The sequence below is a fragment of the Sphingobium sp. LMA1-1-1.1 genome, assembly GCF_040676365.1.
In the GTDB taxonomy this organism is placed as follows: Bacteria; Pseudomonadota; Alphaproteobacteria; order Sphingomonadales; family Sphingomonadaceae; genus Sphingobium.
Genome location: NZ_JBEGHS010000001.1, coordinates 811337 through 831184, shown reverse-complemented (window position 1 = coordinate 831184; position 19848 = coordinate 811337). Strand labels below are relative to the sequence as shown.

Annotated in this window: 21 protein-coding genes; 19 read left to right on the top strand and 2 right to left on the bottom strand. The window is 60.3% G+C overall.

Annotation, left to right across the window (positions count from 1 at the left end):
• Positions 1 to 46 precede the first annotated feature (46 nt).
• Complete coding sequence (gene radC / locus MRBLMA1_RS04005; protein ID WP_363735143.1) at positions 47 to 742, bottom strand: RadC family protein; 696 nt, start codon at positions 740 to 742, stop codon at positions 47 to 49.
• Between the two features lie 126 nt (positions 743 to 868).
• Between radC and MRBLMA1_RS04000 the strand changes: the two genes are divergently transcribed.
• The 8 genes from MRBLMA1_RS04000 (at position 869) to MRBLMA1_RS03965 (ending at position 7505) form a co-directional block, all read left to right on the top strand.
• Positions 869 to 4102: an intermembrane phospholipid transport protein YdbH family protein gene (locus tag MRBLMA1_RS04000; RefSeq protein WP_363735141.1), complete on the top strand. Its 3234-nt coding sequence runs from the start codon at positions 869 to 871 to the stop codon at positions 4100 to 4102.
• The gene (locus tag MRBLMA1_RS03995; protein ID WP_363735140.1) at positions 4099 to 4287 is read left to right on the top strand and encodes a YnbE family lipoprotein; all 189 of its coding nucleotides are present in this window, start codon (positions 4099 to 4101) and stop codon (positions 4285 to 4287) included. The genes MRBLMA1_RS04000 and MRBLMA1_RS03995 overlap by 4 nt, the downstream gene beginning before the upstream one ends.
• The gene (locus tag MRBLMA1_RS03990; RefSeq protein WP_363735139.1) at positions 4284 to 4685 is read left to right on the top strand and encodes a YdbL family protein; all 402 of its coding nucleotides are present in this window, start codon (positions 4284 to 4286) and stop codon (positions 4683 to 4685) included. Before MRBLMA1_RS03995 ends, MRBLMA1_RS03990 begins: the two co-directional genes overlap by 4 nt.
• Positions 4686 to 4876: 191 nt before the next feature.
• Positions 4877 to 5200 carry an AtpZ/AtpI family protein gene (locus MRBLMA1_RS03985; RefSeq protein ID WP_133651817.1) on the top strand — a complete coding sequence of 108 codons (324 nt, stop codon included), beginning with the start codon at positions 4877 to 4879 and terminating at the stop codon, positions 5198 to 5200.
• 48 nt (positions 5201 to 5248) lie between these two features.
• Entirely contained in the window at positions 5249 to 6034 is a 786-nt protein-coding gene (locus MRBLMA1_RS03980) for a F0F1 ATP synthase subunit A (protein ID WP_133651818.1), read from the top strand.
• Between the two features lie 53 nt (positions 6035 to 6087).
• On the top strand, positions 6088 to 6315 hold the full coding sequence (locus tag MRBLMA1_RS03975) for a F0F1 ATP synthase subunit C (protein ID WP_004207392.1): 228 nt from the start codon (positions 6088 to 6090) through the stop codon (positions 6313 to 6315).
• Positions 6316 to 6403: 88 nt separating this feature from the next.
• Positions 6404 to 6898, top strand: a complete 495-nt coding sequence (locus tag MRBLMA1_RS03970) for an ATPase (RefSeq protein WP_363735138.1) — start codon at positions 6404 to 6406, stop codon at positions 6896 to 6898.
• The gene (locus MRBLMA1_RS03965; RefSeq protein WP_363735137.1) at positions 6891 to 7505 is read left to right on the top strand and encodes a F0F1 ATP synthase subunit B; all 615 of its coding nucleotides are present in this window, start codon (positions 6891 to 6893) and stop codon (positions 7503 to 7505) included. Before MRBLMA1_RS03970 ends, MRBLMA1_RS03965 begins: the two co-directional genes overlap by 8 nt.
• A 284-nt stretch (positions 7506 to 7789) precedes the next feature.
• Here MRBLMA1_RS03965 and MRBLMA1_RS03960 read toward each other — a convergent pair whose 3' ends face one another.
• On the bottom strand, positions 7790 to 8410 hold the full coding sequence (locus tag MRBLMA1_RS03960; RefSeq protein WP_363735135.1) for an alcohol dehydrogenase catalytic domain-containing protein: 621 nt from the start codon (positions 8408 to 8410) through the stop codon (positions 7790 to 7792).
• 91 nt (positions 8411 to 8501) lie between these two features.
• Between MRBLMA1_RS03960 and uvrC the strand changes: the two genes are divergently transcribed.
• The 11 genes from uvrC to MRBLMA1_RS03905 all read left to right on the top strand — a co-directional run bounded on the left by uvrC (position 8502) and on the right by MRBLMA1_RS03905 (position 19833).
• Entirely contained in the window at positions 8502 to 10415 is a 1914-nt protein-coding gene (gene uvrC / locus MRBLMA1_RS03955; RefSeq protein ID WP_363735397.1) for an excinuclease ABC subunit UvrC, read from the top strand.
• Positions 10416 to 10612: 197 nt separating this feature from the next.
• A complete protein-coding gene (locus MRBLMA1_RS03950) occupies positions 10613 to 12244 on the top strand; it encodes a sensor histidine kinase (RefSeq protein ID WP_363735133.1) in 1632 nt (543 codons plus the stop codon).
• Between the two features lie 147 nt (positions 12245 to 12391).
• Positions 12392 to 13177, top strand: a complete 786-nt coding sequence (locus tag MRBLMA1_RS03945) for a DUF2569 domain-containing protein (protein WP_363735132.1) — start codon at positions 12392 to 12394, stop codon at positions 13175 to 13177.
• Positions 13178 to 13834: 657 nt separating this feature from the next.
• The gene (locus tag MRBLMA1_RS03940; RefSeq protein WP_363735131.1) at positions 13835 to 14032 is read left to right on the top strand and encodes a Flp family type IVb pilin; all 198 of its coding nucleotides are present in this window, start codon (positions 13835 to 13837) and stop codon (positions 14030 to 14032) included.
• Between the two features lie 22 nt (positions 14033 to 14054).
• Positions 14055 to 14252 (top strand): Flp family type IVb pilin, encoded by a 198-nt coding sequence (locus MRBLMA1_RS03935; protein ID WP_363735130.1) that lies wholly within the window; start codon positions 14055 to 14057, stop codon positions 14250 to 14252.
• Between the two features lie 99 nt (positions 14253 to 14351).
• Positions 14352 to 15254: a Flp pilus assembly protein CpaB gene (gene cpaB, locus MRBLMA1_RS03930; protein ID WP_363735129.1), complete on the top strand. Its 903-nt coding sequence runs from the start codon at positions 14352 to 14354 to the stop codon at positions 15252 to 15254.
• A 10-nt stretch (positions 15255 to 15264) separates the two neighbouring features.
• Positions 15265 to 16752 carry a type II and III secretion system protein family protein gene (locus MRBLMA1_RS03925; protein ID WP_414714753.1) on the top strand — a complete coding sequence of 496 codons (1488 nt, stop codon included), beginning with the start codon at positions 15265 to 15267 and terminating at the stop codon, positions 16750 to 16752.
• A 14-nt stretch (positions 16753 to 16766) separates the two neighbouring features.
• Positions 16767 to 17042, top strand: coding sequence for a hypothetical protein (locus MRBLMA1_RS03920; protein WP_363735127.1), 276 nt, complete (start codon positions 16767 to 16769; stop codon positions 17040 to 17042).
• A 22-nt stretch (positions 17043 to 17064) separates the two neighbouring features.
• A complete protein-coding gene (locus MRBLMA1_RS03915; RefSeq protein WP_363735126.1) occupies positions 17065 to 18675 on the top strand; it encodes a pilus assembly protein TadG-related protein in 1611 nt (536 codons plus the stop codon).
• Positions 18676 to 18679: 4 nt separating this feature from the next.
• Positions 18680 to 19189 carry a TadE family protein gene (locus tag MRBLMA1_RS03910; RefSeq protein WP_363735125.1) on the top strand — a complete coding sequence of 170 codons (510 nt, stop codon included), beginning with the start codon at positions 18680 to 18682 and terminating at the stop codon, positions 19187 to 19189.
• On the top strand, positions 19189 to 19833 hold the full coding sequence (locus MRBLMA1_RS03905) for a TadE/TadG family type IV pilus assembly protein (RefSeq protein WP_363735123.1): 645 nt from the start codon (positions 19189 to 19191) through the stop codon (positions 19831 to 19833). The genes MRBLMA1_RS03910 and MRBLMA1_RS03905 overlap by 1 nt, the downstream gene beginning before the upstream one ends.
• Positions 19834 to 19848: the final 15 nt, after the last annotated feature.

The window sequence follows — 19848 nt, the reverse complement described above, 5'->3', positions numbered from 1 at the left end:
CGCATTTCCCGTGCCTTTGACTCCAAACCGTCACCTTGAAAATGCTTCAGATCAATCCTTTGGCGCGCAGGCTGCTGTGCCCCTGGGTTCCGATGATGATGTGGTCGTGCACGGCGATGTTGAGTCGCTTGCCCGCCTCCGCGATCTGCCGGGTGATCTCTATGTCCTGCCGACTGGGTTCAGGTGATCCGCTTGGATGATTGTGGACCAGGATCAACGCTGCGGAGCCGAGGTCGATCGCCCGTCTGATAACCTCCCGCGTATAGATCGCCGCCTGGTCGATCGACCCGTCGCCCATATGCTCGTCCCGGATCAGCATGTTCCGGCTGTTGAGGTGCAGCACGCGCACCCTTTCCACGGTCAGGAAAGCCATGTCGGTGCGCAGATAATCGAGCAGCGCCTGCCAGCTTGCCAGCACGGGCTTTTCCGCCACTTCGTTCCGCAGCAGCCGCAACATGGTGGCCTGGACGATCTTGATCGCGGCAATACTGGTTTCGCCCATGCCGGGCACGCGGGCAATCGCCTGCCAGTCCGCGGTCATCAACCCGCCGATGCCGTCGAATTCCCGCAGCAACGCCTTGGCCAGCGGTTTTGTATCGCGGCGGGGTATGGCAAGCGCCAGCAGATATTCGATCAGTTCATGGTCGTGCAGAGCTTCGCCACCGTTCTCCGCCAGCTTCTGGCGTAGTCGGGCACGGTGCCCCACGCCATCGTGCGTGGACTTCAAATCCTGATCCGACAAGGTCTTACCTGTTCCCCACATTCGGATCGACGCTATTCATTGCGGATTTATCGGGCAAGGATATTTAGGACAGATCATACGTTATGCAGGCGTTACGGAATTGAGCACGCGGGTTTGACCATAGGCATGGACGACGAGGACGGCGAAAAGGAGGTTCGCCGGGGCTGGCTTCGCTGGCTTGGAGTGGGGACAGGGTCGCTGGCGCTGATCCTGGCCGCGCTGTGGACGCAGCGCGCGCCGATCGCCGAAAACTTCATCAGCCGCGAACTTAACAGGCGCGGCGTGCAGGGCAGCTACGATCTGGCGGATATCGGCCTGCGGACCCAGCGGATCGAGAATATCGTGCTGGGCGATCCTGCCCATCCCGACCTGACCGCGCGCTGGGTAGAGGTCGACATCGCCTTCACTGGACTTACACCGCAAGTGGCGGCCGTGCGGGCGGGGGGCGTTCGGATGCGCGGTTCGCTTCACGATGGCATGTTGAAACTGGGAGAGATCGACAAGTTCCGCGATGTCCGATCCACGGCTCCCTTCAGCCTGCCCGACGTCCTGCTGGCCCTCAGCGATGCGCGGCTGAAGCTGGACACCGATGCCGGGCCGGTCAGCATGCAGATCGACGGGCGGGGAAATCTTCACTCGGGCTTCCGTGGGCGGCTGATAGCGGTCATGCCTGATGCCGGGGCCGGGGGCTGCGGCCTGGCTGATCTGCGGGCGACGCTGGAGGTGGCGATGCAGGAGGGCCGCCCGCATCTTTCTGGCCCGTTGCGCGGCAAGGCACTGGCCTGTCGCGATGCCGGCATTGCCGTCGCAAAACCAGCGGCGGACGTGGATGTGCGATTTGGCAAGGCATTGGATCGTTGGACTGGCCATGTCTATCTGTCGGGGGAGGCGCTCAGAGCCGGCAAGATGGTCCTGGTCGAGCCTTCGGGCCTGATTGACTTGGACGGGACTGCCGCCGCGACCGCCGGGCGAGCCCGAATCGGGGCGACCGCCCTGTCATTCGGGAGCGCGATGGCAGGCACTTCAAGGTTCCAGGGCGCTTGGCACATCGACAAAGGCAATGCTGCGTTGAAGGGGCAACTGGATGTCCGGCAATTGCGGACTGCGGGCCGTGATCCCCTGCGATCTGTGCGCGAATCGACCACCGGGACCCCTGTAGGGCCGCTCGCGGCGCGATTGGCTGATGCGGTGCGACGGGCGGCCGAGAACAATATCCTGCAAACCAGCCTGGCCTTTGCGCAGCAGGGGAAGGGCGGCAGTCTGGTCCTGACAGGCACTCGGTTTTGGGCGCGCAGCGGTGCGAAGATTGCTGTGGCTCGGGAAGGGCGCGTGACCATCGGCTGGCCGGCCAAAGGCGGGCGGGCGATCGACTGGGCGCTGGATGGAGCGATCACGACAGAAGGCGGCGGGTTGCCAAGGGCTGCGCTTCGGCTTGGGCGCAGGCAGGGCGGAGGCTTTGGCGGACAATTATTTCTTGAACCCTATGCCGCGGGGGATGCCCGGCTGTCTCTGGAGCCGGTGCGCTTCGTTGCCGGGCCGAAGGGCGATACACGCTTTGTGACGCAGGTGCGGCTGGATGGTCCACTCCCCGGAGGAAGGCTGCGTGGGTTGGTGGCGCCGGTCGAAGGGCAGGTGAGCGCCGATGGGGCGCTGGCGATCAACCAGCGATGTGTCCCGGTCTCGCTGATAGAGGCGCGTTACGGCAATTTCTCCCTCGGCCGCACGCAGCAGACGCTTTGTCCGATCGGGCAATCGCTGATTGCCATGGGTTCGGGCGGTGTGCGCGGTGGTGCGGAAATCCGCAAGCTCGCTTTGGATGGCAAGAGCGGAGACAGCCCGATGCGGCTCTCCGCCGACAAGGCGCGCTTTGCCATAGGGCAGCAGGGTTTCGCGCTCGTCAATGCCGATCTGGCGATCGGGCCGCAGGATTCGCCGGTTCGACTGAGCGCGGCGATGCTCGCCGGGAAAGCGACGGACAAGGGGCTGGGCGGCACATTGACCGGAGCGGGCGGTCGGATCGGGTCCGTGCCGTTGATCGTGGAAAATGGTGCGGGGGACTGGAGCTTTACCGCAGGAATACTGAAGCTGGCGGCGCGAATGACCGTGCGTGACGCGCAGGCGCCGGGTCGGTTCGAGCCGCTCAAGGTGCCTGATTTCGCGTTGATTCTGAAGGATGGGAAGATTGCCGCCACGGGATCGTTGCAGGCGCCGCGCAACGACACGTTGGTGGCGCATGCCGTCATTGCACATGATCTGGGCAATGGGCGGGGCAAGGCAGATCTGGCGGTGCCGGGATTATCCTTTGGTCCTGGTCTTCAGCCGGAAGATGTGACTCGCCTTGCGCTGGGCGTAGTGGCGAATGTGACTGCGCGGGTCAGCGGGGAAGGGCATGTTCGCTGGGATGGAACGCATGTGACCAGCGATGGGGTGTTCCGGACAGACAATGCCAGCCTTGCCGCGGCCTTCGGTCCGGTGGAGGGGCTGTCGGGACAATTGCGCTTCACTGACCTGCTTGGACTGGTCAGCGCGCCAGGGCAGGAAGCGCGAATCAGATCGGTCAACCCCGGCGTTGAAGTTCGCGACGGCATTGTGCGTTACCGGCTGGAGGCAGGGCAGAAGGTGCGCGTCGAAGGCGGCGGCTGGCCGTTCTCCGGCGGCGAACTGGTGCTGTTGCCGACGACCATGGATTTCAGCGCCGATGTGGACCGCTATCTGACTTTCCGCGTCATCGGCCTGGATGCGGGCGCCTTCATTCAGGCGATGGACCTCAAAAATATTTCCGCGACAGGTACGTTCGACGGCATCATGCCTCTGATCTTTAATGGGCAGGGCGGACGCGTCGCGGGCGGCGTTCTGACCGCAAGGCAGCAAGGCATGCCGCCCCTGATGATGCCGGAAGGCGTGTTGCCCACCGTCCCCTGTGATCCGTCGCGACAGTCAGGCACGCTTTCCTATGTAGGACCGGTGTCGAACGAGCAATTGGGTGCAATGGGGCGTCTGGCCTTCGACGCGCTGAAGAACCTGCAGTATAAATGTCTGACGATCCTGATGGACGGCGCGCTGGATGGAGAGATGGTCACAAACGTCGTCTTCAACGGCGTCAATCGCGGTCAGATCGGTGGGGCGCCAGCGGGTCTGGCGCGGAATTTCACGGGGCTGCCCTTCATATTCAACGTGCGGATCGCGGCGCCCTTCCGGGGACTTTTGGGAACCGCGCAATCCTTCATCGACCCCTCGACGCTCATACAAAATAGTATAGGCGACCAGATGCAGGAAAAGATGCGTGCCGGGATCGGGCAACAGGGGGTTGCAGTTCAGCCTGCCGAAAGCGAGACTATGCGAAACGGGGAGCAGAAATGAAGAAGCGAACGATCATAACGGCGGGCTTCGCCGGTCTGGCCCTGGGAGGCTGCATCCAGGTGAAGGCGCCCGACAAGCCGATAGAAATCAACCTCAATGTGAAGGTGCAGCAGGAGGTCGTCGTTCGGCTCCAGCGCGATGCGCAGGATTTGATCCAGAATAACCCGGAGTTGTTCCCGCAATGACACGCAAGTTTTTGATGATCGCCGCCTCGGTCGCGGTCGCGCTGGCCACCGGCCTGATCATGACTTCTCCGGCCCGCGCTCAGTCGGGTGCTGTGGCCGCGGCGCTCAGCGCCGGGACGGTGGGCGAGCAGGCCGACGGCTATCTGGGCATTGCCGGTTCGGTAAGCGATGCGGTCCGGCAGGAAGTCGAATCAATCAACATCAAGCGGAGGGCCGCTTATACCGACCTCGCCGGCAAGCGGGGCGTGACGGTGCAGGACGTGGCGGCCGCAACGGGTTGCCAGACGCTCAGCAGTCGGGTGAAGCCCGGACAGGTCTATCGGATCGGCGCGGGTGCGTGGCAGACCAAGGGCGCAGGGCCTATTGCGCTGCCGGGTTATTGCGCCACGGCCGGCTGATTTACTTCACGCCGGTCTCGCCCGGCTAGTGGACTTTGGACCCGGCTTCGTTCGGACAGGAAATTCTCCTGTCCAACGATGGTTGACACTCCTGAAAGCCCTTTCTAAACGGGCCGCGCCTTGACGGGTGCAGCCGCAAGCGCCATGCCGCCTGACGTTGGGTTCAAAGCCCGAACGGAAAGGATGGCTGGATGGCGGCGGATGCACCGGGGCAGGACCCGGCGGGTGAAGATGCGCGGATCGCTTCTCTGGAGGAGCGGATCGCGCAGGCCGAACATGCCGAAAAGGTCAGACAGGGGACACAGGTGCAGCAGGCGGACGATGGGTCCCGCCTCGGCAACAGGGTTCTCGCGGAACTGATCGGTGGTCTTGCTGGCGGTGCCGTGGTTGGTGGGACTCTGGACTACTTTCTGCGGACATCCCCTTGGCTCCTGTTGGCATTTCTCGGTCTTGGGATCGTGGCTGCGTTCAGGAACATCATCAGATTGACGACGACAAAGCGTCCCGACGAATAGGGACGCTTTTGTCTTAGTCCGATTGCACAGACGTTACAGGGGTCCAGCGTGGCAGAATCCGGTAAAATCGATCCGATGCACCAGTTTGCGATCGAACCGCTGTTCGGTACGGATCATCTGTCGGTCGGCGGCTTCAACATCGCCTTCACCAACAGCGCGCTCTATATGGTGGCGGCTGCTGTGGTGCTCTGGATCTTCGTCGTGGGCGGCATGAAGCGCGAGCTGGTGCCCGGTCGCTGGCAGATGGCCGTCGAATATATGACCGGCTTCATCAAGAGCCTGTTGATCGCCAATGTTGGCGAAGGCGGCAAGAAGTATATTCCCTATGTCTTCTCGCTGTTCATGTTCATCCTGCTGGCAAATCTGCTAGGCCTGCTGCCGCTGGGTCTCGTCGGCCTCCACCCCTTCACCTTCACCAGCCATTTCACCGCGACCGGCGTGCTCGCGATCATGAGCTTCTCGATCGTGCTGGCGGTGGGCTTCTACAAGCATGGCCTGCACTTCTTCTCGCTGTTCGTGCCGCACGGCACGCCATTGCCGATGATCCCGGTCATTTTCCCGATCGAGCTGATCTCGTTCATGGTGCGTCCGTTCAGTCTCGGCCTGCGACTGTTCGTCGCCATGACCGCCGGTCACGTGCTGCTCAAGGTGCTGGCGGGCTTCGTCATCAACGCATCGAATGCGGGTGTCGGCTATGGCCTCACCGTCGGCAGCGCCAGCTTCATCCTGATGATCGGCATCAGCGCTCTGGAAGTGCTGGTCGCAGTGATCCAGGCCTATGTTTTCGCGCTGTTGACCTCGGTTTACATCAACGATGCCGAGAACCTGCACTGATTTTCCGCCATTACCTCAACGTTCGAATAGAGTTTAGAAAAGGAGTTTAGAACATGGACGCAGAAGCCGCAAAGCTGCTCGGTGCTGGTCTGGCCGCAATCGGTGCGGGCATCGCTGCCCTCGGTGTGGGCAACGTCTTCAGCTCATTCCTCGAAGGCGCACTGCGCAATCCCGGCGCCGCCGACGGTCAGCAGGGCCGCCTGTTCATCGGCTTCGCCGCCGCAGAACTTCTGGGTCTGCTGGCGTTCGTTATCGCCATGATCCTGGTGTTCGTGGCCTGAACAGTCGCCTTGGGATGGGCATGGACGGCCGCCTGGTCGCCACGCCTATCCCCTGATTGACCGCGCCCTGATCGGACGGACCCGAAAAATGCCTCAAATCGCGCAAATTGCCGAAACCTATTCATCGCAGATCTTCTGGCTGCTATTGACCTTTGGTTTCGTTTTCTTCGTCATCGGCCTCGGCATGGTGCCCAAAGTCCAGGCGACGGCTGATGCGCGCGACGCGAAGATCACCGGCGATCTGGACGCCGCCAAGGCAGCTTTTGCTCGCGCCGACGAGGCGGAGGCCGACTATCGCGCCCGTGACGCCCAAAGCCGCGCTGCCGCCCAGTCAAGTTTGGCCAGGGCGAAGGCGGAGGCCGCCAAGGCTTCCGAAGCCAAGCTGGCGGCCGCGGATGCGGATATTGCAAGCCAGATCAATGCGGCCGAAGCCCGCATCAAGGCTGCAACCGATGCAGCCATGGCAGAGATTGAAACCGTTGCCGCTGATGCAGCGCGCGACATGGTGGCTCGTATTTCCGGCGTGAACGCGTCGGAGGATGCGGCCCGCAACGCAGTAAAGGCGGCACTGGTCCATGGCTGAGGCAGCAGCACAGCATAGCGAGGCGGACGCCCCGCATTTGAACCAGGCGATCCATTCCGAGGGGATGGAGCCGGTCGGTACCGTGGCTCATGAGGGCGTGGTTCCGCATACCGACCCCAAGGCTGTTGGCATGGACGCCACTGCCTGGGTCAGCCTGGCGATGACGGTGTTCATCCTGATCCTGGTGATCAAGAAGGTTCCCGGTCTCATCGGCGGTGCGCTGGATGGTCGGATCGCCCAGATCAAGACGCAATTGGAGGAAGCCTCCAAGCTGCGTGCCGAAGCGGAAGCGCTCAAGGCCGAATATGAGGCCAGGCTGGCGGCTGCCGCAGGCGAGGCCGAAGCGATGCGCAAATCGGCCGAGCATGAAGCGGAAACGCTGCTGGAGGACGCGAAGGCCAATGCTGTCGCGCTGGTGGCTCGCCGTCACAAAATGGCGGAGGACAAGATCGGCGCGGCAGAGCGGGCAGCGGTCGCAGCTATTCGGACGAAAGCTGTGAACGCCGCAACCGGAGCAGCCGCAGCATTGATCGTCCAGGGCCATGATGCCAAGGCAGACAAACTGCTGATCGATGATGCGATCAAGGGACTTGGTCCGACCGTCTGACCGGCCGGCAAAGACTGAAAGAAAAGCCGGTGCGGTGTACGCGCCGGTTTTTTCTCATGTGCGATTCCCAAGCTATAGAAACCATTTGCTGATCAAGACATCGTGGGAAGCAAAGCATCTGGATGCTGGTCTGCTTCAATCAGATCGAAATCCGCTCACTATGTTACTGCATCATTTCGACGGAAAGCCGGTTTCCACTTCTCCGCATGACCTTAATCGACAGGGACTAAATTCCTCTGCACGTCTCTGGGTGGCGTCTTCAAGCTGTACATATGCGGGGTCGATCAAGCACCAGCGATGAGGTTGACCATCGATCCCGTTATCAGCTTCCCGCGAGTGACGCGTTGTCGATGCCGAAGCGATATTTGACGTCGCTTTTCAGTATCCTGCCATAGGCGCTTTCGATGTCGTGCACCAAGGTCCAGCGCATCCTGCCGTTTATTCTCTGACGTCGTGAGGGCCACGACATGGGCGCCCATGGCATGGGCGAGCTTCATCCCCATATGACCCAATCCGCCGATCCCGACGATGCCGACTTTCTTGCCGGGTCCGGCCAATGGCGAGTAGGTGATCATGCCTGCGCGGAGCAGCGGGGGCACCGGCCCCAGTTGATCCGCGGGATGGCTGATCCTCAGGACGAACTTTTCGTTGATGGTGATGCTCTGCGAATAGCGCCGAACATATGGCCAGGTGCGTCCTGCGTGCATCATTATAGGTTCCGACAAAGCCGTTCTCGCAATATTGCTCCGCCCCTTTGTTGCAGGCCGAACAAGCTGGCAACTGTCGACCATACACCCGACGCCCACCGTGTCGCTGACCCTGAACCGGGTGACTGCGCCGCCGACGGCGGTGACATGATCAACGACCTCATGCCCGGAAACGCAGGGATAGCGCGTGCCGCCCATTCGGATCGGAGCTGGCGAGGGATCAACGACGCGGACGCTAAATTTGGCTGCATGCCATTGCGATCCGGGCGTACGCCGCTATTTCTGCCTCATGTCGCGTCCCCAGTCACCCGATCGCTTTCACGAAGACAAGGCTACCTTTACCGTCACCGGCAGTCAGCCCGACATCGACGCTGGCGTGGAGGCGATCCGCACGACGCTCAAAACCCTGCCGACGCGACCGGGTGTCTACCGCATGCAGGATGCGCGGGGCGACGTGCTATATGTGGGCAAGGCGCGGGCGCTGCGCAACCGGGTCACCAACTATACGCAGGTCGATCGCTTGCCCAAGCGGCTCCAGCGCATGGTCGCGCAGACCCGGTCCATGACGATCGTGACCACCAACAGCGAGGCGGAGGCGCTGTTGCTGGAGGCGCAACTTATCAAGCGTTTCCGGCCGCCCTATAATGTCCTGTTGCGCGACGACAAGAGCTTCCCCTTCATCCTGTTGCGTGAAGATCATGATTTTCCACGCGTTCAGAAGCATCGCGGCGCGCGCAAATTTAAGGGACGCTATTATGGGCCCTTTGCCAGCGCCGGATCGGTGACGCGAACGATCAATGCGTTGCAAAAGCTGTTCCTGCTGAGGAGTTGCACCGACAGTTTCTTCGCCAATCGCTCCCGGCCCTGCCTGCTCTATCAGATCCGCCGCTGCTCCGCCCCCTGCGTGGGCCGGATCGACGATGCCGCTTATGGCGAACTGGTGAAGGATGCACAGGACTTCCTCGGCGGCAAATCGACAGCCGTGCAGAAGAAGCTGGGCGAGGCGATGCAGGCGGCGTCCGATGCGATGGATTTCGAGCAGGCGGCGGTTCTGCGTGACCGGCTGAAGGCGCTGACCTTCATCCAGGGTAGCCAGGCCATCAATGCCGAAGGGCTGGGCGACGCCGATATTTTCGCGCTCGCGACCAAGGGCGGCGCCATGTGCATACAGGCCTTCTTCATCCGCGGCGGGCAGAATTGGGGGCATCGCAGCTTTTTCCCCGTCCACACCGCGGAAGTGGCGGAGGAGGAGGTGCTGGCCAGCTTCATGGCGCAATTTTACGAGGAGGTGCCACCGCCCAAGCTGATTCTCGCCGATCGCGCTCCGGCGGAATGCGACCTGATTGCGCAAGCGCTCCGCGAGCGTATCGGCTCGAAGGTCAGGATCGAAGTCCCTCAGCGCGGCGACCGTACACGTCTCATCAAACAGGCGCAGCGCAATGCCGTGGAGGCGCTCGACCGCCGTCTCGCCGAAACGACGACGCAGGCGAAGGTGCTGGAGGAAATGGTCGAGGCATTTGGCCTGGACGGCGTGCCGGACCGGATAGAGGTCTACGACAACAGCCATATCCAGGGCAGCCATGCGCTGGGGGCGATGGTGGTGGCGGGTCCGGAGGGTTTCCGCAAGAACGCCTATCGCAAGTTCAACATGAAAAATCCCGAAATCTCACAGGACGATTTCGCGATGATGCGCGAGATGTTCGAGCGACGCTTCGGCCGGGCGGCGCGGGAGGATCCGGATCGCGACAGCGGCGAATGGCCAGACCTGGTCCTGATCGACGGCGGCAAGGGGCAATTGTCCGCGGCTCGCGCGATATTGGAGGATATGGGCATAGAGGATGTCTGCATGATCGGCATCGCCAAGGGGCCCCATCACGGGCGCGAAGGGCGGGAGGTTTTTCACATGCCTGACGGGCGGGAGATCAATTTTCCGCTCAATCATCCCGTGCTCTTCTACCTCCAGCGTCTGCGGGACGAAGCGCACCGCTTCGCCATCGGCGCGCATCGGCAGAAACGCAGCAAGGCGATCACCGTCAGTTCTCTCGATGAGGTGCCGGGCATCGGTCCTTCCCGCAAGAAGGCGCTGCTGATGCATTTCGGAACCGCCAAGGCCGTCAAAAGCGCGGCATTGGAAGATCTGTTGAAGGCGCCGGGTGTTTCGAAGGCCGTGGCGCAGCAGGTTTATGACTATTTTCACGGCTGAGCGATTGCAGGGGAGGGGGCGGATGGCCGCTGCCCTGCGCGAAGCGTCCGCCGCGCTTGCGATGAACCCGTCGGCATCTCATCATCGCATTTGACCGAAACATGATTTCCTTTCCATAAGAAGCTGCCCGGCAGACACATGCGTCGGGTCGGATCGGGGATGTGCGTCACGCGATGAACGGGCGGAACGAAATCGCGATGCGCTTGAGCAGGTGGGACAGGCGGACCCTGTCGGCGCTGCGGCCCTGGCAGACGCTGGATTATACGCGGTTGTTGCTGGCCATGATCTACGCGGCGGTAAGCTTCGGCTTTTCCAGCGCGCGTCACTGGGCGGAGCCTGCGGAGCATGGGGTGATCCTGCTCATGCTGGCGCTGGCGCTTTCGGCGGTCTTCCTGTCGTCGCGGTCATGGGTGATGGACATGCGGATCAGGCGGCCCGTCATCTGCCTGGATACCTTGCTGTTCCTGACCCTGCTGCTCGTCACCAATCCCTCCAACAGCCCCTATTTTTCGGGCAGCTTTTTCGTTGCGGTGGAGGTGGCGCTGATCGTGCGGCGGCGGCTCCATCTGCTTGTCGCTGTGGCGGCCGGCCTGGCTGCGGTTTCCATGACATGGCTGGACCAGATCGCCTCCCTGCCGTCAGAACCGGAAGCGGAGCGGGTCGTGCTTCGCGCCTGCTATCTGGCGGTGGCGATCCTCGTGACGGGGGTGCTGCTGGGGCCGCGCCGGGAAACATTGCTGGAATTCGAGCGCGACCGGCTGCTGCTGGAGGGGGAGTTGCCACCCGCTAAGCGTGATTACGGGCCGTTCCTGCTCCATGCCCTGCGGCTTGCCACCGGCGGGCAGGGGGGAGCGGTGCTGTTCCGGCTGGCGAGTCATGAGCCCTTGCGCTTCGCCAGCAGCGCTGCGCGGGAAATGCCTTCCATGGGCGTCGGCAATTTTCTGGCCGTTCAGACCGGCTGGCACGATCGAGCCCGGGACGCGTCGATCTCGCTGGCGGCGGACGGGATAGCCACATTGGGATCATTGTCGGCAGGCGGTCGGGCATGGGCGGCCCTGCTGAATGCCGAAACGCTGTTGACGGTCAGGGTCACCATCGGCACCTTCGAGGCGGTCGGCGCGGCCTGCCTGGACGATCCCTGTCATGAAGATCGCGCCGCCATCGCCCAGCGCGTTTTCGAAAGCGCGTGCGAGGAACTTACCGTTCGCAACAGCCTGGACCTGGCCCATGTCATTGCCGGCGCGCGGGAACGGGAGCGCTTGCAACGCGAACTGCACGACAGCGTCCTGCAGGCGCTGGCCAGCATCCGTTTCCAGATCGCCCCCTTGCTGGGCGGGCGCGAGGTCGAGGCGCGTCCCGTGATCGAAAATGTCGACCGCATCGCCAAGGACCAGATCGCCACCATTCGCTGGATCATCAATCCGGAGGTCGATGAGGAGGATTTCGCCTATCTGCCAGAGACGCTGGCGATGGTGGTGCGCTCCCTTGGCGAACAGTGGAGTATAGATTGCCAGCTGAAGGTGGAGGACGGCAATTGCGCGACCAGCGCGCTGATCGGCAGGGAACTGAGTTTCGCCGTGCGGGAGATCGTCGCCAATGCCGTTCGCCATGCCGGGGCCGCCAGCGTGAATTTCGCGCTGGAACCGGACGGGAACCGCATTGCCCTTCAGGTGAGCGACGATGGCGTGCCGAATATGGCCCGGCTCGGGTCGAGCGGGGCGGTGCCTTCGCGGTCACTGATGCGGCGGATACAGATGCTGGGCGGGGAAGTGTTCCTTCAGAATATTGGCGGCCGCACGACGATCCGCATCACCGTGCCCCGTAAATGAGCCGCCGGCGGGCTTTATTTTCTTCTTTTGCAGACCATATCTGAAGTTCGCGCAGAACTTTCCTCGCGGCTGCGCATTTACCCGGCGTTTACCAACATCGCGGATAGTCGCGATCAGATTTCGGCGTTGGGAAGGGGGTCCGGTTCCATGGTGCGAATGGTGAGGGATCATCTTTACCGCAAGAGCGTGACCGTCGTGCTGTCCATGCAGGTCAATCTGGAACGGATCGTTGCAATCTGGATCATGATCGCTGCCTTTGCCTGCGGCATGCGGCTGGCCTTTCCGGCAACGCCCTATAGCGGAACGCCGTGGGGCAGCGGTGTGGGTCTGCTGCCCTATCTGCTGGTCGTCGGTGCACCCGTCGGATCGCTGCTGCTGGGGTTGAAGCTGTTTCCGGCTGGGCGCATCCATGCGCAGCCCGCCTTTCGATTGGCGCAGGTAGGACGTTGGCGCAAGGTCGACTGCCTCAAGGCGCGGGAGATGTCCCAATTCGGCCTTTACGGCGTGATGGCGTCGTTGCTGGTTGGAATTGCCGTGAACGTGCCGGTGCGCACGCTGGAATTTCTGAGTTCCATTCCGGCATTGGGCAGTTATTCGCCGACCTGGTTCGTCAGCCTTTATTCCGTGATGCTCGCCGATGTGGTGATCCTGTCCAGCCTTTACATGTTTGCCTTCGCCATGGCGCTGCGCCTGGTGCCTCTGTTCCCGCGCTTTCTGGTCATGGTATGGGGTGTTGATCTGCTTGCCCAGTTGGGCATTGCGCATCTGGTCGCGGGGATCAATGAAGTGCCGCGGGGCGTGGACGCCGCGTTGCTGGACATGCTGACGGGCAATGTGAAGAAGGTCCTGATCAGTGCCGCGATCTGGCTGCCCTATCTGCTGTTGTCCGATCGCGTGAACCTCACCTTCCGTCATCGGGTGAGTGTCACGTAACGATATCGGCAATATTGTCCCTGAACGGGACAGATGCAAAGCTCTTTGTTTACGGGCCTTTGTGCGCCGAGTCGTATCTGATTCGCGACGACCCGTGCGCTGGCGGGCGTCTCTGCTGCTCAAGTCTTCGAACCAGACTGTCCCGAATAGCCTACACCGAAGGTATTAGTCTGCCCGGTAATTCGGCTTTCCGACGGCAAATATTATACGCAAATAGGTTCGATCGGATCACGCAGATATCTTAACGTATTCCAAATAAAAAACACGATATATTCTGTTTATTGGGCGTTTTATTGTCTTTGTAAGAAATATAGAGAAATAAAAACTACAATAAATTTCATTTAAACCCGTCATTTTCCAAAAGTATATATCCAAAGATATATTCAGTGACTACTATCATTTACTTATGGTAACGAACGTAGTTGAGGCAAATGGTTAACAAAAAATTGCCGTAACAGATTGAAAAATAGAGATATTTTTTACCATGTTGACTTGGGTCAGCATTGGTTCAATTTGAGCCCAAGTTCTACGGGAACTGCCAACTGCCTGGTGACCGGAGCATACCGGCACCGGGGTCGCGAGGTGGACAGGCCCCTACCGTGGAGCGGAGCAAGAGCGGCCGGGGAAATGGTTTCCGGTGAAATAGGGGTAAAAGACATGACTTTCTTCAAGAGCCTTTGGAATGATCAGAGCGGCGCTTCGGCGGCTGAATATGCGTTGATCCTGGCGATTGTTGGCACTGGCATCGCACTTGCGGCTGTTGGTCTGGGGCAGTCCATTTCAACCGCGATGAATGAAGCTGGCAACTGCATCAAGTCGCCTCCCACGTCCAGCACTGGCACCTCCAACTGCTAATTCGTGTAAGGGGAGTAGTGACATGACCTTCTTTAGGAACTTGTGGAACGACCAGAATGGCGCATCGGCTGCTGAATATGCGCTGATCCTTGCGATCGTGGGCACAGGTATTGCACTTGCTGCTGTCGGTCTCGGTGAGTCTATTTCCACCGCGATGAACGAGGCGAGCAACTGCATCAAAACTCCGCCGACTTCCAGCACTGGCACCGCCAACTGCTAATTATCGATTGGAAGCTGGCAGCCAGATGGCTGCTGGTTTCCAACAAACTTTGCAATTCCGGGGGGAGTTGTCGTGGGGCACCGCAGATCTCTCATTGTCTTGGCCTTCGCGATCTTGCTGGGTCTCGCAGCCGTTTTCATCGCCAACAGCTATCTGACCAGCGCCGAGAAGGTGCAGCAGGCGGATGGCGGTATGGCGAAAATCGTCGTTGCAACTGTACCATTGCCCTTTGGCACGGCAGTAACTCCTGAAAAGATCCGGATGGTCGACTGGCCTGCCAGTTCCGTGCCACCCGGATCATTCCGTGACCCTATCCAGCTGACATCGCTGGGCAAGGGGCGGGTGGTCATCCGGCAGATCGAACCGGGCGAACCCATATTGGCCTCCAAGCTCTCCGGCGAAGGGGGGCGAGCCACAATGTCGGCAGTCCTGGCCCCGGAAATGCGGGCCGTCGCCGTACGCGTAAGCGATGTAGCCGCCGCGGGCGGCTTTGTGCTTCCCGGCGACACCGTCGATGTGTTCGTGACGCGCACGCTTCAGGATCCCATGGGTGGTGGCAGCCAGCAGATCACGGACGTTCTGCTTCAAGGGACGCGGGTGATCGCGATTGACCAGAACGCCAATGACAGCACGAAAGACCCCGCGGTCGGCAAGACGGCCACGCTGGAGGTCAACCAGGTCGATGCGCAGAAGCTGGTTCTGGCGCAACAGGTCGGGCAACTCACGCTCGTGCTGCGCAACCTTACCGACAAACCCAATCCGGCGGTACAGACCGTCGGCATAGAGGATTTGCGCGACGGCGCCTATGTCGGCGGCTATGCTGGCCCTCGTGCCCGCGTCGCGGACCTTGCCTATCTGCCACCACGTGTCGCATCCGGCCTCCGGCCCGCCCGGCGCGCCGTTCCCAAGAACACGAACGCCCTGCCTTCGACCGCATCGGTCGAGATCGTGCGCGGCACGACTGGCACCAGCTATGAGGTGAAGCGCTATGGTTCCCGCTAAATCCTTGCCGATGCTGGCATCCGTGCTGGCGCTGGGCGCCGGAGCGTCGATGCTGCCCATGCCTGCGCAGGCGCAGATCGCCTCGCTGGGCGTCGACAACGCCAGTCATGCCGGTCAACTCGACGTGCCGCTCAACAAGAGCCAGGTGCTGACCGTGGACCGGCCCTTTGCGAAGGCATTGGTCGGCAACGCGGAAATCGCCGATGTCCTGCCCATGACCAACCGATCGGTCTATGTGCTGGGCAAGAAGATGGGCACGACCAGCCTGACACTCTACGACAGCCGCAATATGATGATCGCGGTCGTCGATGTCGCCGTGGGGCCGGATGTCGTGACGCTGAAGCGGCAATTGTCGGAACTGCTGCCCGGTCAGCCCATCGGGGCGCGGATCTCCAATGATTCAGTCGTACTGACCGGCACGGTGTCGAGTGCGGCGGCGGTCGATCGGGCGATGCAGATCGCCAAGACCTATGCGGGCGACAAGGTCGTCAACATGATGTCGGTGGGCGCGGCGCAGCAGGTGATGCTGGAAGTGCGCTTTTCTGAAATGTCGCGCAACGCGGCCAAGCAATTGAACATTAATCATAGCTTCGTGAATGATAGTGGCAAATTCGTAGGCGGTATCGGCGATGTAGGATCAAAAGGTGCTGCTGCTATAGTGTCGGGGGGCACTGTCGATCTCACTCCGTTGACCAACGGTGCGGGGGTTTTGGGCCGTTTGACGGAATTTGCAGGTCTGAATATTGCATCGGCACTTGATGCACTCGAACGCAAAGGTTTGGCGACAACATTAGCGGAGCCGACGCTGATTGCGCTTTCCGGCGAGACTGCATCCTTCCTGGCAGGTGGCGAATTTCCTATACCAGTCGCTCAGAGCAGCAGCGGCGGCACGGGCGGCACTGGCGGTTCAAATGCAATCACCGTCGAGTTCAAACCTTTCGGCGTTAGCCTGGGTTTCACGCCGACAGTGCTGGATGACGGCATCATCAACCTGGTGGTGCAACCGGAGGTCAGTTCCATTGATCCTTCGGCGTCGGTAACGATCAATGGCCTCACCGTTCCTGGGCTGCAGACCCGTCGGGCCAGTTCGACGCTAGAACTGCGCGATGGCCAATCCTTCGCCTTGGCGGGCCTGCTGCGCAAGGATTTCCAGGATACGGTGCGTCAATTTCCGATTCTTGGTTCGCTCCCGATCATCGGCGCGCTATTCCGGTCGAGTGGTTTCCAGAAGAGTGAGACTGAACTGGTCATCATCGTGACGCCCCGCCTCGTGAAACCGATGCGCGCGGAGGATGTGCGCCTGCCCACCGATCGCGTGGCGCCGCCGCATGAACTGGACCTGTTCCTGATGGGACGGACGGACAAGGCGGTGGGTATCAATCCGCTCGATCCGAACGCGATGCCGCCCGAGGCGCCGAAAAATGCACCCGCGCCTGCACCGGCGCCGGCGAAGGAAGCGCCCGCTTCGGGCAAGGCGCCCAGCGGCTATGAGCTGTGAGCAGGAGGCTGACGATGCGTGCACTTTACCTTGGAAGCGCCCTGCTGCTGCCGCTGTTGGCGGGCTGTACGGCGAACGACCCGACCTTCGGCGGCGCGGTGCGCAGCAATTACGCGATGCAGGTCATCAATCCCGACCCCCATTATGAAGGAACGCTGGTCGAGGGTGGTAACGGGCAGACTTCCGCGGCGGCGGTCGAACGCTATCGCACCGACAAGGTGAAACAGCCCAAGTCGATCCGTACGACCAGCGGCATTAGCGGGGGCTCCTCTGGCGGCGGCGCGAACTGATCGAGAGAGAAGGAGTGAATTCATGTCCGGCGGTGGGAAAGGCCTGTTGCAGTCGACTAGCGGCGCTGTTGCGCCGACGGTTGCACTGTCGCTTTTCGGCCTGATCGCGGCGGGCGGGATCGCTTTTGACTATGCGCGGATGGCGGGGCTGGATTCGGAGTTGCAGAACGCAGCGGATCAGGCGGCGCTGGCGGCGGCGACGCAGTTGGATGGAAAGACGGGAGCATGCAGCCGTGCCGCGAGCGCGGCCAGTGCGCTTGTTCGGAACGATGCCCGCTTCGCCAACGATGGCAATGCAAGTGGTCTCGCCATTACCGTTGCGAACGAGGCGACCTGCGACCGCACCGGCTTCATCAAATTCTACAAGAATAAGGATCGTAGCGACACGGGGACGCTGACCGATGCGGATGTCAATTTCGTCGAGGTTACTGTCAATTCGCGCACGGCTCGTTTTGCCTTGACGCCTATTGTGGCGATGTTTTCGTCCGGCCCCTTATCGGCCAAGGCTTATGCTGGCGTGGGCGGCGCGATCTGCAAGGTGCCACCGGTGATGATGTGCAACCCGGCGGAAGGAACCGGGCAGGATTTTCCTCTTAGCACCGACATCGGCAAGGGTATTCGACTGGTCGCAGGAGGCAGCGGGGGAACTTGGGCACCCGGAAATTTTGGATATCTAGAAACAAATCTTGGTTCTGGCGCCAATGTGCTTGAAGCTGCGTTGGGGGCGAACGTTCCTGGCGGAGATTGCATCAGCGCTGATCAGGTCACCACCAAGCCCGGTTTGTCTGTTTCGGTGACCGATGCAGTCAATACGCGGTTCGACATTTACGAAAATGGACTGGTTAATTATTGCGCGAGCGGCTCAGGTAATTGCAGCCCGGCACTTAATACTCGTAAAGATGTGGTCCGGCCAGATATAACTAGCAATGGTAATGGTAATGGTAATGGGAACGGATCAGCTCTAAATTGTTCCGTGGGTAATGGTACGGATCCCTGGCAGTTGCCATCTGCACAATATTTACCCGATCCTGTATCGCGAGTGTCGAGCACACCAAGCAATATGGGCTTTCCCCGCGACATATGCCACGCTGTCAGTTCCACCGGAGATTGTGCTAATGGCCGCATAGGCGATGGTTTGTGGGATCGAGCGCTTTATTTCCAAGTCAACCATCCGGGTATATCGCCCGCAACCGTAGCCAGTTGGGCGGGTAAAAGCGGCATCAGCAACCTGACGAGATACGATGTCTATCGTTGGGAACAGGCCACCTCAGGCGCGCTCGCTCCAAAATTTGCCTCTGCGGTTTCGCAAGGTAACGGTAATGGCAACACGACCAACTATTATTCCTATTCAGCGCCCGTATGTGCCACGGGCGTTGCGCCAAGCGCGCAGATTCGCGATCGCCGGATATTGTCGGTTGCAGTGGTTAATTGCGCAGCGCAGGGTGTTCAGGGGCAAACTAAAAATGTCCAAGTAGAAAAATTTGTCGATGTTTTCTTGGTAGAACCTTCCTTGACCAGGAGTCGTACCGACAAAGGCGATATCTACGTCGAAATCAAAGGTGAAGCGGAGCCATTGAGTGAAACCGGCGCTGCGCAGGCATTTCTGCGCAACGTCCCCTATTTGATCGAGTGACGGGATGCCACGGTCGATTCTCTCTCGCCTCATTCACAGCACCGAAGCAGCCGCGGCTGCTGAAATGGCTTTGGTGACACCATTGCTGATCATCCTGATGTTCGGTTCGTTTGAACTCGGCAATTATTTCCTTAGCGAACATGTCGTTGCCAAAGCGGTTCGGGATGGCGCACGTTATGCGTCGCGGCAGGCTTTCGCCAATTTCACTTGTCCTAGCAGCGTCAATAGCAGCGTTGTCACGAACACGCAGAATTTGACACGTACAGGTCAGGTAACAAGTGGCGGAACTGCGCGCCTTGCAGGATGGACAACTCCCACGACCGTATCTGTAACCGTGAGTTGCACGGCAATTTCGGGTGGTAATTATTCTGGCATATACAAGGGTATGCCCAATCTACCCAAGGTAAAGGTTTCAGCTATCGTTCCATATCGATCGCTGTTCTACGTGCTTGGTTTTACAAGATTGACGCCTCAACTTGTTTCTGAATCGGAAGCTACGGTGCAGGGAATTTGATGCAAAAGATCTTTCTCTTCTTTCGCGATACACGAGCTTCTTCGGCAGCGGAATTTGCGTTGATCTTGCCGCTTCTGATCATCTTTTTGCTCGGCATCGTTGATGTGGGCCGACTGATGTGGACTTGGAACCGTGCAGAGAAAGCTACCCAGATGGGCGTGCGATACGCTGTGGCGACGGATATGGTGCCTAATGGGCTTGCAAGTTACAGTTTCGTAAATGGTTCGACGATTACCCAAGGCGATCCTATTCCGCAGTCGGCATTCGGTGGTGCGTCCTGCTTGATCAATGCCGGTGCGGTGAATTGTTCCTGCAAGACTGGCGCGATTTGCCCGACTAATTTAATTGGTACCAGCAATAGCGACCAAGCCAACGCGCTGACGGCATTTAATAACATCGTCAACCGAATGCGCCTGTTCATGCCGGAAATCGCTTCGACCAATGTTACCGTCGATTATGATTATTCGGGTCTGGGTTATGCAGGCGATCCCAATGGATCGGACGTTTCCCCGTTGGTGAAGGTTTCGCTGAAGCAGCTTACCTTCCGACCCATGCTTTTGATGCTTTTCAGAGGCACCATCACTCTACCCAGCTTCAGCGCCGCTCTGACCATGGAAGACGGCCAGGGCACGACATCAAATTGAGGGACAAGATAGTGG

Bases quoted from the DNA above. Each gene is read 5' to 3' on its own strand.
- MRBLMA1_RS03940 (WP_363735131.1), top strand. From the start codon at position 13,835: ATGACTTTCTTCAAGAGCCTTTGGAATGATCAGAGCGGCGCTTCGGCG.
- MRBLMA1_RS03985 (WP_133651817.1), top strand. From the start codon at position 4,877: ATGGCGGCGGATGCACCGGGGCAGGACCCGGCGGGTGAAGATGCGCGG.
- MRBLMA1_RS03915 (WP_363735126.1), top strand. From the start codon at position 17,065: ATGTCCGGCGGTGGGAAAGGCCTGTTGCAGTCGACTAGCGGCGCTGTT.
- MRBLMA1_RS03935 (WP_363735130.1), top strand. From the start codon at position 14,055: ATGACCTTCTTTAGGAACTTGTGGAACGACCAGAATGGCGCATCGGCT.
- MRBLMA1_RS03970 (WP_363735138.1), top strand. From the start codon at position 6,404: ATGCCTCAAATCGCGCAAATTGCCGAAACCTATTCATCGCAGATCTTC.
- MRBLMA1_RS03905 (WP_363735123.1), top strand. From the start codon at position 19,189: ATGCAAAAGATCTTTCTCTTCTTTCGCGATACACGAGCTTCTTCGGCA.
- MRBLMA1_RS03990 (WP_363735139.1), top strand. From the start codon at position 4,284: ATGACACGCAAGTTTTTGATGATCGCCGCCTCGGTCGCGGTCGCGCTG.
- MRBLMA1_RS03950 (WP_363735133.1), top strand. From the start codon at position 10,613: ATGCGCTTGAGCAGGTGGGACAGGCGGACCCTGTCGGCGCTGCGGCCC.
- MRBLMA1_RS03965 (WP_363735137.1), top strand. From the start codon at position 6,891: ATGGCTGAGGCAGCAGCACAGCATAGCGAGGCGGACGCCCCGCATTTG.
- MRBLMA1_RS03995 (WP_363735140.1), top strand. From the start codon at position 4,099: ATGAAGAAGCGAACGATCATAACGGCGGGCTTCGCCGGTCTGGCCCTG.
- MRBLMA1_RS03945 (WP_363735132.1), top strand. From the start codon at position 12,392: ATGGTGCGAATGGTGAGGGATCATCTTTACCGCAAGAGCGTGACCGTC.
- MRBLMA1_RS03920 (WP_363735127.1), top strand. From the start codon at position 16,767: ATGCGTGCACTTTACCTTGGAAGCGCCCTGCTGCTGCCGCTGTTGGCG.
- MRBLMA1_RS03910 (WP_363735125.1), top strand. From the start codon at position 18,680: ATGCCACGGTCGATTCTCTCTCGCCTCATTCACAGCACCGAAGCAGCC.
- MRBLMA1_RS03925 (WP_414714753.1), top strand. From the start codon at position 15,265: ATGCTGGCATCCGTGCTGGCGCTGGGCGCCGGAGCGTCGATGCTGCCC.
- uvrC (WP_363735397.1), top strand. From the start codon at position 8,502: ATGTCGCGTCCCCAGTCACCCGATCGCTTTCACGAAGACAAGGCTACC.
- MRBLMA1_RS03975 (WP_004207392.1), top strand. From the start codon at position 6,088: ATGGACGCAGAAGCCGCAAAGCTGCTCGGTGCTGGTCTGGCCGCAATC.
- MRBLMA1_RS03960 (WP_363735135.1), bottom strand. From the start codon at position 8,410: ATGGGCGGCACGCGCTATCCCTGCGTTTCCGGGCATGAGGTCGTTGAT.
- MRBLMA1_RS04000 (WP_363735141.1), top strand. From the start codon at position 869: ATGGACGACGAGGACGGCGAAAAGGAGGTTCGCCGGGGCTGGCTTCGC.